Below are 19228 nucleotides of genomic sequence, written 5' to 3'. Positions count from 1 at the left end.
AAAAGCCGGAGATGTTTTTGATGTAATTCGATGATTTCCCTCCGAGTCTGCTCGCGGCAAGCACTGCGTTTCCTGCAAGGGCGAAGCCCGCGAAGGAAGCTGCGCCAAGAAGAAAGCTCCTTCGTTTTACAGCATGAATTGTTGCACTTCCAGGAATCCCAAATTCCGACATTTTTGCTTTCCATCTTTTTCGTTCCCGCCTGGAATTGAAGGTATTTTCCAGATGCGAGATTGTTTCGGTGGGAGCGCCAACTGCGCTGGCGCGGCGATACTGGTGTAGGTGATTATTTTCGAGAAAGAGGAAGCATCACGGAGCTTCCCGCGATTGCCGCCAGGGAGCAGTAGATCATGACGCTCTCTATGCCCAGATTGTCGACGAGCATGCCTCCCGCCACGGCGCCGATGGCAATTGCCCCTTGCGTCGTGGTGACGAGGAGGGCGCCGGCGCTTTCGGCGTGGTCCGCACCTGCTTGTGTCGTCCATGTCTGGGTGCCGACCGGAAGCGCACCAAAGGCAAAGCCCCACATCGTCACCGCGAAAATGGCTATCCCCGTGCTATGTCCAAAGACCAACAGCATGAATGCCGCAAAAGCCAAAAGAACCGATGCCGTGCCGATCTCCAGCCTGACGCTTCTTTCAGCGAGGAAGCCACCGGCGAAATTTCCGAAGAGACCTCCGCCTCCGAAGGCGAGCAGGGCCAGAGAGATCATCCGCACATCGAGATGCGGCACCTGTTCGAGAAACGGCCGGATATAGGTGTAACCTGCGAAGTGTCCGGAGAAGGCAAGCAGCACCGTCAGAAATCCGATCCGGATGTTGCGCCGCCGTAGAAGAATCGCGAAGGTGCCAGGGCCGGGCGGGGTTTCGGGAGGCAGCCCCGGCAGCGTGACCAGTTGCATCAACAGAGCGAATGCAGCCAGACCGGCCGCCACAGTGAACGTGACGCGCCATCCCCAGAGATCGCCGAGAAAGGCTCCGAGTGCGGGAGCACATACGGTCGCAGCCGCGATGCCGCCGAAAATAACGGCGGTCGCCCTTGGCAGCATATGCCGGGGGACGAGGCGAAGGGCGAGAGCGGCGGCCAGCGCCCAGACCCCGCCCAACGCGATACCGACGCCGATACGCGCAAGGATCAGCACCCAGATGTTCCACGCGACACCCGCAAGGAGATTGGACATCACCAGCAGGAGCGACAGGCCCCAGATCACGACGCGGCGATCGAGCCTCGCCGTTCCAAGGACAACGACAGGTGCCGCGATGGCCGCGACGAGCGCCGTTGCGGTCACCGCCTGCCCAGCGGTTCCATCGGTGACGCCCAAATCACTGGCCATGGGTGTCAAAAGGCTGGCTGGCAGAAACTCCGCTGTGACCATGGCGAATACGCCAACGGCCAGCGATGCGACCGCACCCCAGGCAGCCTTTGTCTCTCCGAAATCGGAGGAAAAAGCGCTGGTGGATATCGCATCATCGTCACAGGACGTATCGGACATGGGCAGGCTCCGGTTTGGCTTTTCCAGAGTCGTACCGTGGACGAATTGGCGTTTCCATGTTATAGAATCTGATATGCTTAGCAATTCCTCCAATTCGCCGCCAATTGATCATCTCACCGGCATGCTGCACACTTTACGGCTCGACGGCATCGAGTATGGGCGGCGTCATCTTGACGGCTCCTGGGCGTTCTCTTTTCCGCAAAAGCAGCATGCATATTTCCATTTCGTCGGAGGCAGAGCCTGCTGGCTCCTGACGCCGGGAGGAGAATGGTTGGAGCTATTAGCCGGCGATGCTGTTTTGCTGCCGCGCGGAGGAGCCCACGCACTTGCCAGTGAGCCAGACGCCGTAAGGCAACCTTTTCCCCAATGGCAGTGTCGACCTCTCGGCGACGATGTCTACGATCCGAGCGCTATGGCGACCGGCAGCAACTGCCTGTTGTTCTATGGGTCCATGCGCTTCAATCTGGACAACCTGCATCCACTGCTCGGGATGATGCCGGACGTCATGCAAGCCAAGGAGCTCATGCGTCACGAACCCGCCACGCTTCAACTGCTTGATGCAATGGCGTGCGAGATGGCAGCCAACCGCGTCGGCGCTTGCGGGATTGTGGCGCGGCTCGCGGACGTCCTTGCGGCGCAGATCATCCGTTCCTGGGTGGAATACGGATGCGTCGGTGCCAGTGGATGGATCGCAGCGGTTCGCCATCCACAGATCGGACGCGCGTTAGCTGCTATTCACTCCCACACAGAGTATGACTGGACCGTCGAGAAGCTTGCTGATCTCATCGGCGTATCGCGATCAGGCTTCGCTGCCAAGTTTGCCAACGTGGTTGGCGAAACACCCGCCCAGTATATCGCACAGGTTCGTATGCATCAGGCCCGACACTGGATCGTTCGCGACAACGCGCGGATTTCCGATGTATCACAACGCCTTGGCTATGAGTCGGAAGCTTCTTTCAGCCGGGCCTTCAAACGGGTGATGGGTGTGCCTCCAAGCCACTATCGATCGGCAAATGTTGAAGGTGCAGCACACTAACTGATGGCATGTTATCAAGCGCCATCGGGAATGACCCTGCTGGTCCGTTGTATGAGAGAGCAGTGAGTTCTGATCTCACAAAAACGAATGCGTCCTTACCGGATCGCTGTCTCGTTCATTTGGATTTTCGGCGTGGAAGCGATTGAGAGGGTGCGCGTGACTTCTCAGTGCGTGCCTCCTCAAACACCCATACCTACGCCTTGAACGGATACGAACTGACGCTCCATAGACCCGACTTGGAGATACCGCGGACGCCTCAAGTTGATTTTCCTTGAAAGCCTCCCAACTCGATGAGCCGCGTCGAAACCTTTTCTGCCAGATCACGATCATGGGTGACCAACAGAACCGCAAGCCCTGTCTCCTCAACGATCTCCTGGAGGAACGTGATGACGTCCTGCTGGCTGACGGGATCAAGACGGGAGGTCGCCTCGTCGGCAAACAGGAAGGCGGGATCGAGCAGAAGCGCGCGCAGGAGCGCGAAGCGCTGCAACTCACCGCCCGAAACCTGCCCCGGTAGACGATCGAGCAAGGCGTCCTGCAAACGCAACCGCCCGCACAGGGCTTCGATTTTCGTCCAGTCCTTGCCATGCAAGCGAGCAAGGTCCTTCAATCCCCTGCGGATGGTCTGATGTGGCGCGAAGGCAGCCGGAGGATCTTGGTAAAGCTTCTGGAAACGGAGTGACGACAGTACCGTATCTCTGACAACCGCACCTGCATCGGGCGTGGTCAGGCCAAGCAGAATATTGCCGATCGTTGTTTTGCCGCAGCCGCTCGGACCGACGATCGACACGATCTCGCCTGCGGCGATTGCAACGTCGAACCCGGAAAACAGCACCCTGTCGCCATAACGCTTTTCCAGAGCCTGCGCTGCGACGACGGTCTTGCCGGACGACGGTCTTGTCCTTTTCTCCCATTGCGAAGGCTCGGCGGCGAGAAGTGCCTTGGTATAGGCATGTTCCGGCTTTTCGAGCAGCGTCTCGGCAGGGCCATATTCGACCAGTCGGCCCTCGAGCATGACCCCGATCGTGCCGCCGAGTGCCCTGGCAACAGCGACATCATGGGTGATCGTCAGAAGCAATCGCCCCGCCTCGACCTCGCACTTCAGCCGTGCCGCCACCGAGTCCCGTAGCGCCGCATCGAGACCTTTTGTCGGCTCGTCTGCGATCAGCAATTCGGTGTCGGCAGCATCCGCCATCGCAATGGCCACCCGCTGCCCCATGCCGCCCGAGATCTGGAACGGATAGAGAGCCTCGGCCTGAGAAAGGGAGACCTCAGCGAGATTTTGACTGGTGGCGGCCAGACTATCGTTGACCGTCTTGCCCTTGACGTAACGATGTACCTCGGCGACCTGCGGGCCAACCCGCATCGTCGGGTCCAGTGCCAACCATGGTTCCTGCGGCAGGAGACCAATGCTTCGTCCCCAGCGTTGGCGCCTCTCAGCGGCTGGTTCTGCAAGGAGATCGAGCCCCTTGAAGAGCACCCTCCCCGTGGCATGCACACCCGCAGGCAGATTGCCCATGATCGCCTGGGCCACGAGGGACTTGCCCGAACCGCTTTCTCCAAGCAGGGTCAGTGGCCGGCCCCGGCCGAGCGAAAGCGAGACGTTCGAGACGATCGTACCATCAGCCGCGTGGATCGACAGATCGTTGATCGCAAGATCATTCATCAACTGGATGTTCATGCCCGCTCTCCCTGGGCGAGAAGTTGCAGGGCGAGAACGAGCAGGAAGATCAGCGCTGCGGGGAGCAGCACATGCATCGGCGCCTCGGCAAAATAGGGAAGAAGTTCAACGATCATGCTGCCGAGCTCAGGCGTCGGCGGTTGCAGTCCGACGCTGATCGCGCTTAGCGTCGAGACAGCGATGATGGCCGTTGCCATGGCAAACGCGGCAAGTGTGGAGATCATCGGCGTTATCACCGGCACGACATAGTGGGTCAGGATGTAGCGCGAGCCGAAACCGAGCATCCGCGCCGCCTCGATATGGGGCTGGGACAATATGGTTTTCGTGGTCGCCTTGGTCACCCGGTAGAATTCAACCCAGAGCGTTAGGGCCAGGCCAAGGAAGAGCGGGCCGTAGTTGCCCGGCGAGAAGGCCAGCAATAGCAAGACGAGCATGAGGCCGGGCAATGCCAGGACAATGGTTGCGACAAATTCGAAACCGCGTTCCGTCCATCCGCCTCTCCACGCGGCGATGAGCCCGAACAGGACGCCGGGAATGGCGGCAGCCAACATGGTGAGGAAGGCCATTCCGAAGGACAGGCGTGCGCCATGGGCAAGGCGCGCCAGCAGGCTGCGACCGTAGTGATCGGCGCCCAACAAGTAGTCACCACCGATCGGGGCAAGGCTGGCACCAAAGTCCTGGGCGGCGGGATCGAACGGAATGACCGCCGGCCCGATGATGGCAAACCCGCCGAGAAAGATCAGCAGACCGGCGCCGGCCAAACGGGTGGTTCCAAGGCCGCGCTTCGGCCGCTGATATGTCTGGTCCACGGTACTCATGCGATTTTCCTCATCCGCGGATCGAGCCAAAGCGTTACCAGGTCGACAATGGCGGCGATGGCAACGAACATCAGGCCCATTGCAAGCGCCGTGCCCTGCACCATGGGAACGTCGCGCTCGACAATCGCGTGCACCAGCGCGTGACCAATGCCTGGATACGCAAACAAAGATTCCACCACCACAACGCCTTCGATCAGGTAGATCGCCTGGAGGCCGAGATAGGAAACAACGGGGATGGCTGCGTTCCTGAGGCCGTGGCGCCGCACGACAACCGCTTCCGGAAGGCCCTTGTAGCGGGCGAAGGCGAAGTATGGCGCACGTGCCACCGCGGCAACCGCGTTGCGGGTGACACGGCTCGACATGGCAGCAAGCCCGAGCGCCAGCGTCAGTGCCGGCAGGAGTATTTCGCGCGGGGAACCGAAGCCCGCCGGCGGCAGCCAGCCGAGCTGCCGGGAAAATACCAACATCAGGATCAGGCCCAGAACGAAAGGCGGAATGGCGCGGAAGGTGACCGCGCCCAACAGACCGACGCGATCCGCGGTTCCTCCCGGCCGGAGACCACCGAAGAGACCGACGATCGGACCGATCAGCAGCGACAGCATGAGCGCCGCCACCGCCAACCAGACCGAAGCACCAAGCTGGACCTGCAGCTCATGGGCGACCGCGCGGCCGGTAACCAGCGAATGCCCGAGATCGAAGCGCGCGAGACTTCCCAACCATTCGATGAACTGCACGGCGATAGGACGGTCGAGCCCGAGCTCCAGGCGTACCTTTTCCGCCGCATCGGCAATGCGCGCGTCCGGCCCGTAACGGCCAGCGGCGATGCGCATTGCTGCATCGCCTGGCAGCACGCGCATCAGGACGAAGCACAGGGCGCCGACCACGATGGCGACGATACCGGCCTGCAGGAGGCGCGCCAGAAGAAAATTCTTGATCGCCATGCCCGTTATTCCGCCCACCGTATGGAGGAGAGGCCGTAGTTCACCTCGAGCGGATCGACCTCGACCCCTGCGATGCGCTTGCTGGACACGATGGCCAGCTCCGACCATGTCACCGGAATGCTTGGCAGCTCCTCCTGCAGGATTTCGACGGCACGCTTCTGGAGAGGCCCGCGGACGACGGGATCACTTGTCGCGGCCAGCTGATCTACAATCGCCTGCATCTCCTTGTTGTCCCAACCCATCGAGCCCCAGTCGCTTCCGCCCGGACCGTAATCCTGGAGCAGCGTCCCGACCGGATCAGGCACGATCGAATAGAGCCGTGAGACCAGACCTATCTCCAGCGTGCCATCCTGGTGGCGCGCGGGGATTTCAGAGCTGTTGCCGACGGACACCTTGACGTCGATGCCGACCTGCCGAAGCTGAGCCTGAAGTGCGGTGGCGATCGGCGGAAGTTCCGGCCAGCTCGCATAGGTCAGCATGGTCACGCTGAAGCGCTTGCCGTCCTTCTCCAGGATGCCGTCGCTGCCCGGCACCCAGCCGGCTGCCTTCAGCAGTTCCTTTGCTTTTTCCAAGTCCTTCTCCAGCGGCTGAACGTCAGGCGAGTTCCAGCCCTTCATCGCGGGCGGGAAGAGTTGCGTCGCGGCAAGATCTGCATTGCGCAAAATGACCTTCGCCGTGCCAATACGGTCGATGGCGGCGCTGACCGCCTGCCGCTCCTCGACCTGATCGAAGAAGGGCGATGCCGCGTTGATCTTCAGGAGCCGAGTCCGCGGGATGGTCGCGATCTGCACATCCAGCTTCGGATTGGCCTTCAGCCGGTCGACGGAGACAGGGAGCATGGAAAAGACAAGGTCTGCCTCGCCGCTCTCCGCCATCAGGGCACGGGTTTCCCCCTGGCCTACGGCAAGATAATTCACCTCGGAAATACCGGGCTCGCCACCCCACCAGGCGCCGGAACCTTCCAGTTCCAGCCGCGCCGGTGGCGTGAGGGTCTTCACCTTGTAGGGACCGGTGCCAACAATCTGCGTGACCTTGTCGGCCGCGTCAAAGGATGAAGGCGCGAGTACAATGGTGCTGAAATGCACGAGATAGGCGGGCAGTGCAGAGAATGGCTTGCTCAGCCGTATCTGGATACCGCTGCCTTCGACGTTGATCTCGCTGATCGGCGCCTGCGACAGGACACCCACACCTGCCAATGCCCTTTGCAGGCTGGCAACCGTGGCCTCGGCCGTGACCGGTGTTCCGTCATGGAATTGGGCGTTGCCGCGCAGCTTGAACGTCCAGACGAGCCCGTCCTGCGAGACCTTCCAGCTTTCGGCGAGGCTCGGAACGAGTGCGCCCTGCTTGTCGGTGGTAACAAGCGTTTCGGCGACCTGGAGACGGCTGAAGACATAGCCGGTTTGCGCCGGTTCGATGCCGGTGATTTCCCACGGACCTGCCACTTTCAGGGCTTCGGCCTGTGCAAAACTTGCCGGCAACGATGCGCCGAGCATGAGTGTGAGGAAAAGCGCTTTCGCAATGCGCATGGAATTTTCTCCGTTTTCAATTTGATAAAGTGCAATGATCAGTTGGGATTGGAGGCTGCGGAAAACGCATGAGCTACGTCGTCCTCCGTCACGTCCGTCATCGGTTTATGGATAGAAGCCTGAACCGTCTCTGCGTCCTGCATCACCAGGATCACGGTCTCTTTCGGAGGGCAGCCGGGCACGTGGCAGGCAAGCTCGCTGACCGCAACGATAGCCTCGTCCGGTAGCGAGTGCAGCGTGCGCACCCACGATTTGATCGCGCGGGCACTGTTGATGACCGAGGCGCCATTGCGAGCCAGTGGATTGGCAAATGCCTCGCTCATGCCGCCCCTCGCTTGGCTCGCGCCGTGCGCGGAGCCAATACCTCGAAGAGATCGCGGATCGGCTTGGCCGGCATGTCCTGGCCGATAAGCACGACGCGGCTGCGGTGGTCTTCGTCCGGCCAATAGTCCAGACGCTTTAGCGGATAGAGCCGGTGCTGCACCGCGTGAGCGACCAGTGGACGGGCCGGATCATCGGTGAGCGCGAACAGACCCTTCAGGCGCAGAAGGCCGGAGCCGATATTCGTCGTCACGATATGCAGAAAGGTCTCGACGGCCTGCGGCGAAAGGGGGACATCGTGGCTCAGGCTGATCGCCTCGATCTCATCCCCATGCCGGTTGGGGTCGTGGGGATGATCGCCATGAGTCCCCAGCCGCTCCATCGCCAGCCAGCCTGGCACATCCTCCACCTTGTCCGTGACGGAGTAAGCGCCTTCACTGAAGAGCCCGGACAGGTTGAAATCCTTCCGGTGACGATCGTGGTAGACTGCAGCAGGATTAAGAGCCGTCAGTTCATCTGGCCAGTCGTGAGCCGCATCGGCGATATCGGTCTTGGTCAGGACCACATGATCGGCAAAGGCGAGTTGTTTCCAGCCTTCCAGGAAGCTGTTGAGGGTTGCGCGTCCCTCCAGCACATCGAAGGTCGTCACGACGCGGGCAAGATGAAAATGCCGCGCGACCACATGATCTCTCAGCCCCAAGGCAGGTGAGCCTCCGGGGATGATGCTGTTGATGATGGGCGCTGGATCGGCAAGGCCAGTCGTCTCGATCACCACGCGTGAAACAGGCGGTATCTCGCCGCGAAGCCGCGCCTCGTGAAGCTCGGACAGGGAGCTTCTGATGTCGCTGGTCGCCGTGCAGCAGATGCAGCCGGTCGTCATGCGGAAGTAGGTTTCCGAGCCCTTGCGGACGAGATCGTGATCGATCGCAACGGTTCCGAACTCGTTGACGATCACGGCCGTGCCGTGCATGGCCGGATCTGCCAGGATGTCGTTCAGCAGCGTTGTCTTGCCCGAGCCAAGAAAGCCGGTCAGGAGCGTGACCGGCACGGAATCGTAAAGCCGTCTCACGTCATCCTCCTTGGTAACGGGTGGGTTGCGCCACCGCTTGAACAGGCCGCCAATCATGCTGCAGGCAATCCATGGGTTTGAATGTCGGGTGGGAGGTTTGCCCGGCATCAACCGGGCAAGCCTCGGTGATCAGCTTCCGAGGATCGCTGCCTTCATCGTGTTCACGTTGTAGCGGAACATATCGATATAGGTTGATGCGGGGCCGTCGCTCTTCGACAGCGCGTCCGAGTAGAGCGTGCCGCCGATCTTGATGCCGGTTTCTGTCGAGATCTGCTCGATGAGACGCGGATTGGTGATGTTTTCGAGGAAGATTGCCGACGCCTTGTCGTGCTTCACCTGATCGATCAGCTTCGCCACGTCAGCGGCAGAGGCTTCCGCTTCCGTCGAGATGCCTTCCGGCGCGATGAACGTGAGGCCGTATTCGTGCTCGAAATAGCCGAAGGCATCATGGGACGTGATCACCGTGCGCTTGTCGGCAGGAACCGCGTCGATTGCGGCCTTCACCTCGGTCTCAAGTTCGCCGAGCTTGGCAACATAAGCCTCGGCGTTGGCCGTGTATGTCGCGCAACCGGCCTTGTCGGCTTCGCAGAAGGCATCGGCAATGTTCTTCACATAGATCTCGGCATTGTGGATCGACTGCCAGGCATGCGGATCGAACTCGCCGTGATGATGACCCTCGTGGGCATGATCGTGAGCCTCTTTTTCGTGATCATGTCCGGCCTCGGCCTTCTCTTCCTTCTCATGATCATGCTCTTCTTCAGCGCTCTTGAGCGGCTCTATCCCCTTTGTCACCTCGACCACCGAAGCCTTCGTGCCGCTGGCTTCGATAAGGCGTGACATGAAGCCCTCGAACTGAAGACCGTTGATGAGAACGACATCGGCGCCTTCCAGAGCGGCAGCATCGGCCGGGCGCGGTTCATAGACATGGGCGTCGCCATCGGGCCCGACCAGCGTGGAGATGTCTACGCGGTCGCCGCCGACGTTCTTGGCGAAGTCGGCGATGATCGAGAAGCTGGCGACCACTTTTAGCTGGGCAGCCGATGCGCTGGAGGCAAAGCCTCCAAGGGTGAGGAGGCTGGCACAGGTGGCAAAACGTAGAGTGTTGAACATGGAGATCTCCTTGGGTTGATCAGGCGGTTTTGTGGCGGCGGGACGTGAGGGCAGTCGGAAGCATTCCCCGCGTGCCGACCAGGGCGGAGACGGCGTAGATGATGCCGGCCGTCAGAATGATGGCGGGGCCTGATGGCAAAGAGGCGTGATAGGACAGCAGCAATCCGCTGACCGACGAGATGGCGGCGATGACCATCGCAATGATACACATCGCGCGAACCTCGTTGGTCCAGAAGCGGGAGGCCGCAGCGGGTAACATCATCAGGCCGACCGACAGCAGCGTGCCGAGCGCCTGGAACCCGCCGACCAGGTTAAGCACGACAAGCGTCAGGAAGATGAGGTGAACAGGCGTTCCGATACGACTGACGGACCGGAGAAAAAGCGGGTCGAGGCACTCGGCGACAAGCCCGCGCCAGAACACCGCCAGCGCGGCGAATGTGATGATGGCGACGCCGACAATCAGCGTGAGCGCTGCATCATTGAGGGCCAGCACAGAGCCGAACAGCACATGCATGAGATCGACGCTCGAACCCTTCCAGGACACCAGCAGCACCCCGACGGCAAGCGAGATCAGGTAGAAGGCGGCAAGCGATGCGTCCTCCTTCTGGACGGTGAAGCGTGAAACTATGCCTGAGCCGAGCGCCACCAGCAGCCCGACGATCAGACCGCCGATTGTCATCGGAACGATCTGAAGCCCGAACAGCACGAAGCCGACCGCCGCACCGGGAAGAATGGCATGCGCCATTGCATCCCCCGTCAGGCTCATGCGCCGCAACATCAGGAACACGCCGACAGGCGCGCAGCTAACGGACAAAACGAGCGATCCGAAGAGCGCGCGCTGCATGAAGCCATAGCGCAGGAATGGACCGATCAGATCCTCATACATGGCCGGCAACCTTGCGATTGTGTGGGAGCTGGGTGTGGTGTCCCTGCCGTGCGTCATCCTCACACCAGCCGGCCTGCTCGTCCCAGGCCTCCTGAAAGCTGCGTGCCTTGCGCAAATTCTCTGATATCATGACGTCAGAGGTGGCGCCCCATGCCACCGGCTTGCGGGCGATCAGCAGGGTCTCGGGAAAATGGTCGCGCACCAGCGCGTGGTCGTGCAGCACGCACAGAACCGTGCGACCTTCCGCCACCCAGCCTTTGATCACCACAATGAGGTCAGCAATGGTGCGGGCATCGACGGCGTTGAACGGCTCATCCAGCAGGATCAGGTCCGCATCCTGCAGCATAGTCCGCGCAAACAGCGCGCGCTGCATCTGCCCGCCGGACAGGCTGTCGATGGGTCGCTTCTCGAAGCCCGTCAGGCCTACCGCGTTCAGGCACTTGGAGAGGCTGGCATTGTCAGCGGCTGTGAGGCGCCCCAGCAAGCCGCGCTTTTGCCAATGACCAAGAGACACGAGATCTATCACGCGAGCCGGAAACGTCCGGTCGAGTTCGGATTGCTGCGCCAGATAGGCAAGACGCCGAAAACCTGGAACGCAACCACCGCTGATCGGCTTCAGGATACCGGCTATACCTTTCAGCAGGGTTGATTTTCCCGACCCGTTGGCGCCGACGATCGCAGTCAGTGAACCCCGTTTCACATCACCGCTCAGGTGATGAACGGCCGCGTGACCCTGGTAGCCAAGCGTCAGGTTTTTAAATTCCAGACAAGTGTTGTTCATCGCGTCCTCGGGGATTGACAGCGACTGCATAGGTAATGTTATTACGTTCGTCAATCGAAAACGTAACGTAATAACATTTGCGTAAGAGCGGGCCATGGCTGCCGCTGCATCATGCTCAACGTTCAGGAGGATCACCATGTCTCAGATCAACCCCACCCCCGTCACGGTGCTGACCGGATATCTGGGTGCCGGCAAAACCACGCTTCTCAACCGCATTCTGACCGAGCCGCATGGCAAGAAATTCGCCGTCATCGTCAACGAGTTCGGCGAGGTTGGGATCGACAACGACCTGATCGTCGAGTCCGATGAGGACGTGTTCGAGATGAACAATGGTTGCATTTGCTGCACGGTACGCGGCGATTTGATCCGCATCATCGAAGGACTGATGCGCCGACCCGGCCGCTTCGATGGCATCCTCATCGAGACGACGGGGCTCGCGGATCCGGCGCCCGTGGCTCAAACCTTCTTCGTCGACGAGGATGTCCGGTCGAAAACCCGACTGGATTCGATCATCACCGTCGTTGACGCCAAGCATCTTCTCGGCGAGATCGACCGCGCCCATGAGGCGCAGGAGCAGCTGGCGTTTGCCGATACGATCATCCTCAACAAGACCGATCTCGTCAGTGATGACGAAATCGCGCAAGTGGAGCAACGGATCCGGCGGATCAATCCCACGGCCAGCATCATCCGATCCAAGCGATGCGACGTCGATATATCAAGCCTTCTGGACCGAAAGGCATTCGATCTCGACCACATTCTGGAAATCGAGCCGGACTTCCTGGACGGGGCTCATGAGCACGAGCACGACGACCATGTCACCAGCTTCTCGCTGGTCGAGCATGAGCCAATGGACCCGGGCAAATTCCTGAACTGGATGCAATCGACCGTCCAGGCCTTCGGCATGGATATGCTGCGCATGAAGGGCATCATCTCCTTTGCCGGTGACAACGACCGCTTCGTCGTCCAGGCCGTGCATATGCTGCTGGAAGGCGAGCACCAGCGCCCGTGGAAGGAAGATGAGGATCGGGTGACCCGACTGGTCTTCATCGGTCGCGATCTGCCCAAGGACATTATCACAGACGGTTTTGCCAAGTGCCGCGCGGTTCGGCAGGCCGCCGAATAGTCCGCCCCGCGCAAAAAATCACAACAAGGAAGGAACCCCAATGAGATTGTCTCTCATCCGCAATCACCTGCTGGCGTCAATCGTGGCAGGCATTGTTTTCGCCGCACCTGGCGCGTTTGCCGAGGATCATGAGACCAAGGAAGCCTGGCGCCTGTTCGTGGCCGACCATACAAACCCGGTCGTGCGCGTCATCAACTTTGATAATGGCAAGGAATTGGGCCGCTACGACGTCAAGGGATATGCGTCGCTAACAGCCAGTGCCTCCGGTCAGACGGTGTTTGCGGCCCAGACGGAAGCGGACGTCATTCACGCGATCAAGACCGGCATCAATTTTTCCGATCATGGAGAACACCGCGATCTCGAAGTGTCCGAGCCAGCACTCCTGCCAGTGACATTTGAGGGCAGACGCCCCGGCCATGTCGTGCCGCATGATGACCATGTCGTCCTGTTCTACGACCGCGCCGACAAGGCGGAAATCGTCGATGAAGCCGACATCTTCGACGGAAAAGTGGAGATGCGGATTATCGATACGATCAAGCCTCATCACGGCGTGGCAGTGACGATGGGACGCTACGTGCTCGTCTCGGTCCCGAACACCGAGGCCGAAACGAAGCCAGACGAATTGCCCCCACGAATTGGTCTGCGCGTCGTCGATGAAAAAGGCAGCCAGGTTGGCCAGACGGCAATCTGCACCGACCTTCACGGTGAGGCGACCTCGGCCCGCCTCGTCGCCTTCGGCTGCAAGGAAGGCGTTCTTGTCGCGCGCCCGGGCGGCGTTGATGGGCCAAAGCTCACGATGCTGCCCTATCCCACCGACTTTCCGAAGGCCTATACCGGCACGCTTCTTGGCGGCAAAGCCATGCAGTTCTTCCTCGGCAACTATGGTGACGACAAGCTCGTGCTGATCGACCCGGATGCCGAACAGCCCTACAAGCTGATCGAGCTGCCGACCCGCCGCGTCGATTTCCAGCTCGATCCGGCGCAACCGCGCAATGCGTATATCCTGACGGAAGATGGCGACCTGCATGTTCTCGACGTGATCAAGGGGGAAACCGTCAAGAAGGCCAAGGTCACCGAGCCCTACAGCAAGGACGGCCACTGGCGCGATCCGCGTCCGCGTCTGGCCGTCGCCGATGGCCAGATCGCCATCACCGATCCGCGCCATTCTCTGGTTCGCGTTGTCGATGCAGAAACGCTGAAAGAAACGCGGACCATCGCGGTCGAAGGCCAGCCCTTCTCGATCGTTGCCGTCGGCGGCTCGGGTGCTTCTCACTGATAGGATGAACCTCAGCCCGGACCTGCAGAGCAGTTCCGGGCTGACCTCAAAACGGCACGTCCCGGAGATCAGCATGTTGCAGGCAGCCCATTCCGACGATCTGAAGCTGACGAGGAACCAGAGCCTTGTGTTCTCGGTGCTGCAATCGTCCGAGCAGCCGCTCAGCGCCTACACCATCCTGGATCGTCTGAGGGATGACGGATTGAGGGCGCCACTTCAGATCTATCGCGCCCTCGACAAGCTGATGGAGGCGGGCCGCATCCACCGGTTGGAAAGCATGAACGCTTTCGTCGTCTGTTGTCATTCAAAGCATGGTCAGATCCATCCCCGGATCACGGCATTCGAGATCTGCGAAGCCTGCGGGAAGGTCAACGAATTCCACGATGGGAAGATCGAGGATGCGCTTGGACGACGCGCCAAGGGTAGTGGTTTCAAGGTCCGCTCCACCACAATCGAAGTCCACGGCCTCTGCGCAGACTGCCACTGAGCTTGAACTGCTAACCTGCAGGCCGCCACATTTTGCGGCCAAAATTTGTAACGTTATATCATTTATAGGATAATCCATGAAGAAGCTTCCTGTCACCGTCCTCTCCGGCTTCCTCGGGGCCGGCAAGACGACACTGCTCAACCACATCCTGACGAATCGCGACGGCATGCGCGTTGCCCTGATCGTCAACGACATGAGCGAGGTCAACATCGACGCCGCATTGGTACGCGACGGCGGCGCCAACCTGTCGCGCACGCAGGAACAACTGGTCGAGATGACCAATGGCTGTATCTGTTGCACGCTGCGCGACGACCTTCTCCAGGAAGTGCGGGCTCTTGCCGAGCAGGATCGCTTCGACTACCTGCTGATTGAATCAACCGGCATCGCCGAGCCCCTGCCTGTCGCCGCTACCTTCGACTTCCGCGACGAAAATGGCCAAAGCCTTGCGGACGTCTCCAGGCTCGACACGATGGTGACCGTCGTCGACTGTGCCAATCTGCTCAATGACTATAGCTCCAAAGACTTCCTGGCCGATCGCGGCGAAACCGCGGGAGAAGAAGACAGCCGGACGCTGGTCGATCTGCTGGTCGAGCAGATCGAGTTCGCCGATGTGGTCGTCCTCAACAAGGTCAGTACAGCCACATCAGAACAGCGCGATGCCGCCCGCAAGATTATCGTTGGGCTGAACCCGGATGCCAGGCTCATCGAAGCCGATTTCGGCAAGGTGGATCTGAAAGAGGTTCTGGGCACCGGCCGATTTGACTTTACCAAGGCCGAAACGCATCCACTCTGGTACAAGGAATTGCACGGCTTCAAGGATCATATCCCTGAAACGGAAGAATATGGCATCCGCTCCTTCGTCTACCGCGCCAAGAAACCATTCGACCCGATGAGGTTCCAGGCCTTTATCGACAAATCCTGGCCGGGCGTCGTGCGTGCCAAGGGGTTCTTCTGGCTCGCGACCCGCCCGCATCATGTCGGCGAGATCAGCCAGGCGGGTGCGCTTGTGCGAACCGGCAAGATGGGCCTCTGGTGGACCTCCATTCCAAAGGACCAGTGGCCCCGGGACCCGAGCTTCCTCAATATGATGAAACCGTTTCTCGACCCGGTTTGGGGTGACCGCCGGCAGGAAATCGTCTTCATCGGCGCCGATCCGATGGACCAGCCAAAGATCTGCGCCGAACTGGACGCCTGCCTGATCGACAGCCCGACATTTATGCCAGACCTATGGCGCAACCTTCCGGACCCGTTCTCGAGCTGGGATCTCAAGGCGGCATGAACCGGTCGTCTCCTGTCGATTGACAGAGGCCGCATGATCGTTGGGGAGTAGGCTCGAAAGGTCGAGAGCCCGCGTCGCTTCAATCGAATAGACGCCCGTTACAGACGATCGGGGGGCTCGGCTTCGGCCCCTCGCGAAGACAACTAGGTTGACCTATTTACCTCCGTGGCGGGTATTGCGCACATCCATGAGTGCAGCCACGAATGCCCTGACAAGGCTCGCCTTCTGCATATCAGGCCGAAACAAGAGATAGCTTTTGAAATAGACTGACGGCTCGAAAGGTCGAAAAATCAGGCCGCGCTGCGCAAATCCGTCGATGGCGAGTGGATTGACGATAGCAACACCAATGCCTTCGAGCGAGAGGGCGCAAGCGGTGTGGGAGAAAGGCGTTTCGATCACAAGGTTGGGCCTGGACGCGACTTCGGCGCAGTGACGCTCGAACTGAAGCCGGGCCCGGTCCTCCGGCGACAACGCTATGTAATCCACATCATGAAAGTCCTCCGGCCGAACAACTTTCCGGTCCGTCAGAGGGTGCCCGGGCGGGATAGCGCACAGGGCCGGGAAGCTCCCGAAGACCTGATGTTCGACCCCCGACAAGTCGACCTCATCGGCCGCGAGACCGAGATCGAAATCACCATCGACAATATGGTTGCGTACAGCAGCAGACGACATGATGCTGAGTGTCACGATAGCGGCGGGATAGGTCTCTCTGAACCGCTTCACTGCACGCGGCACGATTGTTGAGCCAGCAGCGGCCAGGCTTGCCACGCGGAGCTGCCCTGAGCCGAAATCCCGAATGCGCGCCGCGGATGAACGCAGCAAATCAAGGCCTTTGAAGCTGGCGTCCACGTCGCGATAGAATGCCTGACCTTCGGGGGTGGGGATCAGCCTTCCTTTCACGCGATCGAACAGAGCGAAACCAACACCTTCCTCCAACTCGCCGACCAATCGGCTGACATTTGGCTGAGTCACGCCCATAAGTTCGGCTGCGCGCGAGACCGTGCCACTGATGATAACGGCGCGAAATGCTTCGATCTGCCTGAAGTTCATCCATCACCCATACGGTTTACGCATAGACTTAGACGCCAGGGTCAATTGTTTGTCTACCCCGCTCCCGCTTAGACTGTTGGAAAATTATCCAATGAGGACAGTCCATGCATGACAAGACGCTCTGCGTAAAGCGGCCCGAAGTTTCCCATGCAGGTTTTGCGAGCCTTGCAATACCGACCTACCGGGCATCGACCATCGTCTTCGACAGCGCCGAAGCCTATGCCAACCGCTCCAAGCGCGGCCCCGACGGTTATACCTATGGCCTCCACGGGACACCGACCTCCCGCACGCTCGAGGCGTCGATCACCGCTTTGGAGCAGGGTCTGCGCACGGTACTGGTGCCATCTGGCCAGGCCGCCATCACCGTCGTCTTTCTATCGGTGCTGATGCCGGGCGATACGGTGCTCATTCCCGACAGCGCCTACCCACCGGTGGCCGGCTTTTGTGAAAACTACCTGAAGCCGCGCGGCATCTCCCACCGCATCTACGATCCCATGATCGGCGCGGGCATCGCCAGCCTCATCGACGAGACCGTCAAGCTCATCTGGACGGAATCACCCGGTTCCACGACGATGGAAATCCAGGACATTCCCGCCGTCGTCGCAGCGGCGAAATCCCGCAGCGTCCTGACCGGCTGCGACAACACCTGGGCGACGCCGCTCTATTTCAAGCCGCTTGCCCATGATATGGACTTCTCGTCGATGGCCCTGACGAAATATGTCGGCGGCCATTCCGACCTTCTCATGGGATCAATCGCGGTCAAGGACATCGCGCTCCACAAGAGGCTGAAGGACACCATGCGGATGATCGGCATGGGGGTCTCGCCGGACGACTGCGCGCTCGCGCTCCGCGGGATGGAAACCATGGGCGTCCGCCTTGCCCATTCCGGTCGGGTCGCCCTGGATTTTGCCAGGAAAATTGCGGACCGCGTTCCGCCGGAACTGGTTTTGCATCCTGCCCTTCCCGGCGCCGCCGGCCATGCATTTTTCCAGCGGGACTTTGTTGGCGCAAGCGGCGTGTTCAGCCTGGTCATTCCCCCTCACGCCGAGGCTGCCCTCCCCGACCTCTTGACGGCGGCGCAGACCTTTTCGATCGGCGCCTCCTGGGGCGGCACCCACAGCCTTCTTGCGCCCATGACCATCACCCGCGCGACCGACCCTCATGCCCATGCCGGCACGATCCTGAGGATCAATGTCGGCTTGGAGGATGAAGACGACCTCTGGGCAGACCTCGAGCCGATCGTGAAAGCGGTCGCGACAGCGCCCGCCGTGGCGAAGACTGCCTGAGCACATCACGAACCAAATAAAATAACGAAGGGAACGAAGACATGAAAAACTGGACAATCGGCATTGCGGCACTCGCCGGCGCACTGACCGCCACGGCGGCACACGCAGGACCAACGCTCGACAAAGTGAAGGAGAGAGGTCGCATCATCTGCGGCGCAAGTCAGGGAACCGTCGGCTTTGGATCGCCGGACGACAAGGGCTATTGGACCGGCCTCGATGTCGAAACTTGCCGCGCCGTCGCAGTCGCCATCTTCGGTGACAAGGATAAGGTCGAGTTTGTGCCCTTGAGCGGCCAGCAGCGCATTCCAGCGCTTCAGACCGGCGAAATCGACATCCTGCCGCGGACCCTCACATGGACGCTGCAGCGTGACGCGAACGGTATCGACTTCACCACGCCGACCTATTATGAGTTCACGGGCTTTATGGTCGCCAAGTCGTCCGGCGTGACCAAAGTGGAAGAGATGACAGGCGCGTCCGTCTGCGTTCAGACGGGCTCCACCACCGAGGTTGTCGTCAACGATGTGTCCAGCAAGCTAAACCTCCAGCTAAACCCCGTCGTGTTTGACAACGTCGCGGCCACCCGGCAAGCCTTCTTCTCCGGCCGCTGCGACGCCCTCATCACCGATGCGGCGGCCCTTGCTTCCGTTCGTGCCACGCAGTCAGACAATCCCGACGACTACCTCATCTTCCCAGCAACCAAGTATATGGATGCCCTGACGCCGGCCGTGCGCCACGGCGACGACAACTGGACGGACATCGTCAACTGGTCGATACAGGCGCTGCTCAATGCGGAGCTCTACGGCATCACCCAGGCAAATATCGACGAGATGATGACCTCCGATGACCCACGGGTGAAGCGCTTCCTCGGCGTCGAGCCGGGCAACGGCAAAGCCCTGGGGCTTGACGACAGGTTTGCTTACAATATCGTCAAGCAGCTCGGCAACTACGGCGAGATGTTCGACCGCAACCTTGGTATCGGAAGTTCGCTGAAGATCGAACGCGGCCCCAACAGGCTGTTTTCCGATGGTGGGCTGATGTTCCCGATGGCCTTCCAATAACGTCTGGAGT

The 19228-nt window shown here is 60.3% G+C and carries 18 protein-coding genes; 7 read left to right on the top strand and 11 right to left on the bottom strand.

What is annotated here, in order from left to right; all coding sequences use genetic code 11:
- Nucleotides 1-284 precede the first annotated feature (284 nt).
- Nucleotides 285-1490: an MFS transporter gene (locus tag C5L13_RS21215; RefSeq protein ID WP_105385242.1), complete on the bottom strand. Its 1206-nt coding sequence runs from the start codon at nt 1488-1490 to the stop codon at nt 285-287.
- Between the two features lie 73 nt (nt 1491-1563).
- Between C5L13_RS21215 and C5L13_RS21210 the strand changes: the two genes are divergently transcribed.
- Complete coding sequence (locus C5L13_RS21210; RefSeq protein ID WP_105385241.1) at nt 1564-2526, top strand: AraC family transcriptional regulator; 963 nt, start codon at nt 1564-1566, stop codon at nt 2524-2526.
- A gap of 256 nt (nt 2527-2782) precedes the next feature.
- Here the strand turns inward: C5L13_RS21210 and C5L13_RS21205 are convergent, their stop codons facing one another.
- The 9 genes from C5L13_RS21205 to aztA form a co-directional block, all read right to left on the bottom strand.
- Nucleotides 2783-4207 carry an ABC transporter ATP-binding protein gene (locus tag C5L13_RS21205; protein WP_105385240.1) on the bottom strand — a complete coding sequence of 475 codons (1425 nt, stop codon included), beginning with the start codon at nt 4205-4207 and terminating at the stop codon, nt 2783-2785.
- Nucleotides 4204-5025, bottom strand: a complete 822-nt coding sequence (locus tag C5L13_RS21200; RefSeq protein WP_105385239.1) for an ABC transporter permease — start codon at nt 5023-5025, stop codon at nt 4204-4206. Before C5L13_RS21200 ends, C5L13_RS21205 begins: the two co-directional genes overlap by 4 nt.
- Nucleotides 5022-5960: an ABC transporter permease gene (locus C5L13_RS21195; protein WP_105385280.1), complete on the bottom strand. Its 939-nt coding sequence runs from the start codon at nt 5958-5960 to the stop codon at nt 5022-5024. The genes C5L13_RS21200 and C5L13_RS21195 overlap by 4 nt, the downstream gene beginning before the upstream one ends.
- An 11-nt stretch (nt 5961-5971) precedes the next feature.
- Nucleotides 5972-7492: an ABC transporter substrate-binding protein gene (locus C5L13_RS21190; RefSeq protein WP_105385238.1), complete on the bottom strand. Its 1521-nt coding sequence runs from the start codon at nt 7490-7492 to the stop codon at nt 5972-5974.
- A 38-nt stretch (nt 7493-7530) separates the two neighbouring features.
- Nucleotides 7531-7815: a hypothetical protein gene (locus tag C5L13_RS21185; protein WP_105385237.1), complete on the bottom strand. Its 285-nt coding sequence runs from the start codon at nt 7813-7815 to the stop codon at nt 7531-7533.
- Nucleotides 7812-8939 (bottom strand): CobW family GTP-binding protein, encoded by a 1128-nt coding sequence (locus tag C5L13_RS21180; protein ID WP_105385236.1) that lies wholly within the window; start codon nt 8937-8939, stop codon nt 7812-7814. Before C5L13_RS21180 ends, C5L13_RS21185 begins: the two co-directional genes overlap by 4 nt.
- Before the next feature lie 72 nt (nt 8940-9011).
- On the bottom strand, nt 9012-9992 hold the full coding sequence (gene aztC / locus C5L13_RS21175; RefSeq protein ID WP_105385235.1) for a zinc ABC transporter substrate-binding protein AztC: 981 nt from the start codon (nt 9990-9992) through the stop codon (nt 9012-9014).
- 19 nt (nt 9993-10011) lie between these two features.
- The gene (gene aztB, locus C5L13_RS21170; protein WP_105385234.1) at nt 10012-10878 is read right to left on the bottom strand and encodes a zinc ABC transporter permease AztB; all 867 of its coding nucleotides are present in this window, start codon (nt 10876-10878) and stop codon (nt 10012-10014) included.
- Nucleotides 10871-11659: a zinc ABC transporter ATP-binding protein AztA gene (aztA, locus tag C5L13_RS21165; RefSeq protein ID WP_105385233.1), complete on the bottom strand. Its 789-nt coding sequence runs from the start codon at nt 11657-11659 to the stop codon at nt 10871-10873. The genes aztB and aztA overlap by 8 nt, the downstream gene beginning before the upstream one ends.
- Nucleotides 11660-11795: 136 nt before the next feature.
- Here aztA and C5L13_RS21160 point away from each other — a divergent pair, with 136 nt between their 5' ends.
- From C5L13_RS21160 to zigA, 4 genes are all read left to right on the top strand, one after another.
- Nucleotides 11796-12782, top strand: coding sequence for a CobW family GTP-binding protein (locus tag C5L13_RS21160; RefSeq protein WP_105385232.1), 987 nt, complete (start codon nt 11796-11798; stop codon nt 12780-12782).
- Nucleotides 12783-12822: 40 nt separating this feature from the next.
- On the top strand, nt 12823-14058 hold the full coding sequence (aztD, locus tag C5L13_RS21155) for a zinc metallochaperone AztD (protein WP_105385231.1): 1236 nt from the start codon (nt 12823-12825) through the stop codon (nt 14056-14058).
- Nucleotides 14059-14131: 73 nt separating this feature from the next.
- A complete protein-coding gene (locus C5L13_RS21150; RefSeq protein ID WP_105385230.1) occupies nt 14132-14545 on the top strand; it encodes a Fur family transcriptional regulator in 414 nt (137 codons plus the stop codon).
- Between the two features lie 76 nt (nt 14546-14621).
- Nucleotides 14622-15824: a zinc metallochaperone GTPase ZigA gene (gene zigA / locus C5L13_RS21145; protein ID WP_105385229.1), complete on the top strand. Its 1203-nt coding sequence runs from the start codon at nt 14622-14624 to the stop codon at nt 15822-15824.
- A gap of 153 nt (nt 15825-15977) precedes the next feature.
- On the opposite strand, the gene C5L13_RS21140 is transcribed toward zigA, so the two are convergent.
- Entirely contained in the window at nt 15978-16874 is an 897-nt protein-coding gene (locus C5L13_RS21140) for a LysR substrate-binding domain-containing protein (RefSeq protein ID WP_105385228.1), read from the bottom strand.
- Between the two features lie 104 nt (nt 16875-16978).
- Between C5L13_RS21140 and C5L13_RS21135 the strand changes: the two genes are divergently transcribed.
- Both C5L13_RS21135 and C5L13_RS21130 read left to right on the top strand, forming a co-directional pair.
- Nucleotides 16979-18160 carry a trans-sulfuration enzyme family protein gene (locus C5L13_RS21135; RefSeq protein WP_105385227.1) on the top strand — a complete coding sequence of 394 codons (1182 nt, stop codon included), beginning with the start codon at nt 16979-16981 and terminating at the stop codon, nt 18158-18160.
- 41 nt (nt 18161-18201) lie between these two features.
- Nucleotides 18202-19218: an amino acid ABC transporter substrate-binding protein gene (locus C5L13_RS21130; RefSeq protein WP_105385226.1), complete on the top strand. Its 1017-nt coding sequence runs from the start codon at nt 18202-18204 to the stop codon at nt 19216-19218.
- Nucleotides 19219-19228: the final 10 nt, after the last annotated feature.

The sequence above is a fragment of the Neorhizobium alkalisoli genome, from assembly GCF_002968635.1.
Classification (GTDB): Bacteria; Pseudomonadota; Alphaproteobacteria; order Rhizobiales; family Rhizobiaceae; genus Neorhizobium; species Neorhizobium alkalisoli.
Note: the sequence above shows the minus strand (reverse complement) of the source record. Positions and strands in the feature narration are given on the sequence as shown.

Bases quoted from the DNA above. Each gene is read 5' to 3' on its own strand.
- C5L13_RS21215 (WP_105385242.1), bottom strand. From the start codon at position 1,490: ATGTCCGATACGTCCTGTGACGATGATGCGATATCCACCAGCGCTTTT.
- C5L13_RS21210 (WP_105385241.1), top strand. From the start codon at position 1,564: ATGCTTAGCAATTCCTCCAATTCGCCGCCAATTGATCATCTCACCGGC.
- C5L13_RS21205 (WP_105385240.1), bottom strand. From the start codon at position 4,207: ATGAACATCCAGTTGATGAATGATCTTGCGATCAACGATCTGTCGATC.
- C5L13_RS21200 (WP_105385239.1), bottom strand. From the start codon at position 5,025: ATGAGTACCGTGGACCAGACATATCAGCGGCCGAAGCGCGGCCTTGGA.
- C5L13_RS21190 (WP_105385238.1), bottom strand. From the start codon at position 7,492: ATGCGCATTGCGAAAGCGCTTTTCCTCACACTCATGCTCGGCGCATCG.
- C5L13_RS21185 (WP_105385237.1), bottom strand. From the start codon at position 7,815: ATGAGCGAGGCATTTGCCAATCCACTGGCTCGCAATGGCGCCTCGGTC.
- C5L13_RS21180 (WP_105385236.1), bottom strand. From the start codon at position 8,939: ATGATTGGCGGCCTGTTCAAGCGGTGGCGCAACCCACCCGTTACCAAG.
- aztC (WP_105385235.1), bottom strand. From the start codon at position 9,992: ATGTTCAACACTCTACGTTTTGCCACCTGTGCCAGCCTCCTCACCCTT.
- aztB (WP_105385234.1), bottom strand. From the start codon at position 10,878: ATGTATGAGGATCTGATCGGTCCATTCCTGCGCTATGGCTTCATGCAG.
- aztA (WP_105385233.1), bottom strand. From the start codon at position 11,659: ATGAACAACACTTGTCTGGAATTTAAAAACCTGACGCTTGGCTACCAG.
- C5L13_RS21160 (WP_105385232.1), top strand. From the start codon at position 11,796: ATGTCTCAGATCAACCCCACCCCCGTCACGGTGCTGACCGGATATCTG.
- aztD (WP_105385231.1), top strand. From the start codon at position 12,823: ATGAGATTGTCTCTCATCCGCAATCACCTGCTGGCGTCAATCGTGGCA.
- C5L13_RS21150 (WP_105385230.1), top strand. From the start codon at position 14,132: ATGTTGCAGGCAGCCCATTCCGACGATCTGAAGCTGACGAGGAACCAG.
- zigA (WP_105385229.1), top strand. From the start codon at position 14,622: ATGAAGAAGCTTCCTGTCACCGTCCTCTCCGGCTTCCTCGGGGCCGGC.
- C5L13_RS21140 (WP_105385228.1), bottom strand. From the start codon at position 16,874: ATGAACTTCAGGCAGATCGAAGCATTTCGCGCCGTTATCATCAGTGGC.
- C5L13_RS21135 (WP_105385227.1), top strand. From the start codon at position 16,979: ATGCATGACAAGACGCTCTGCGTAAAGCGGCCCGAAGTTTCCCATGCA.
- C5L13_RS21130 (WP_105385226.1), top strand. From the start codon at position 18,202: ATGAAAAACTGGACAATCGGCATTGCGGCACTCGCCGGCGCACTGACC.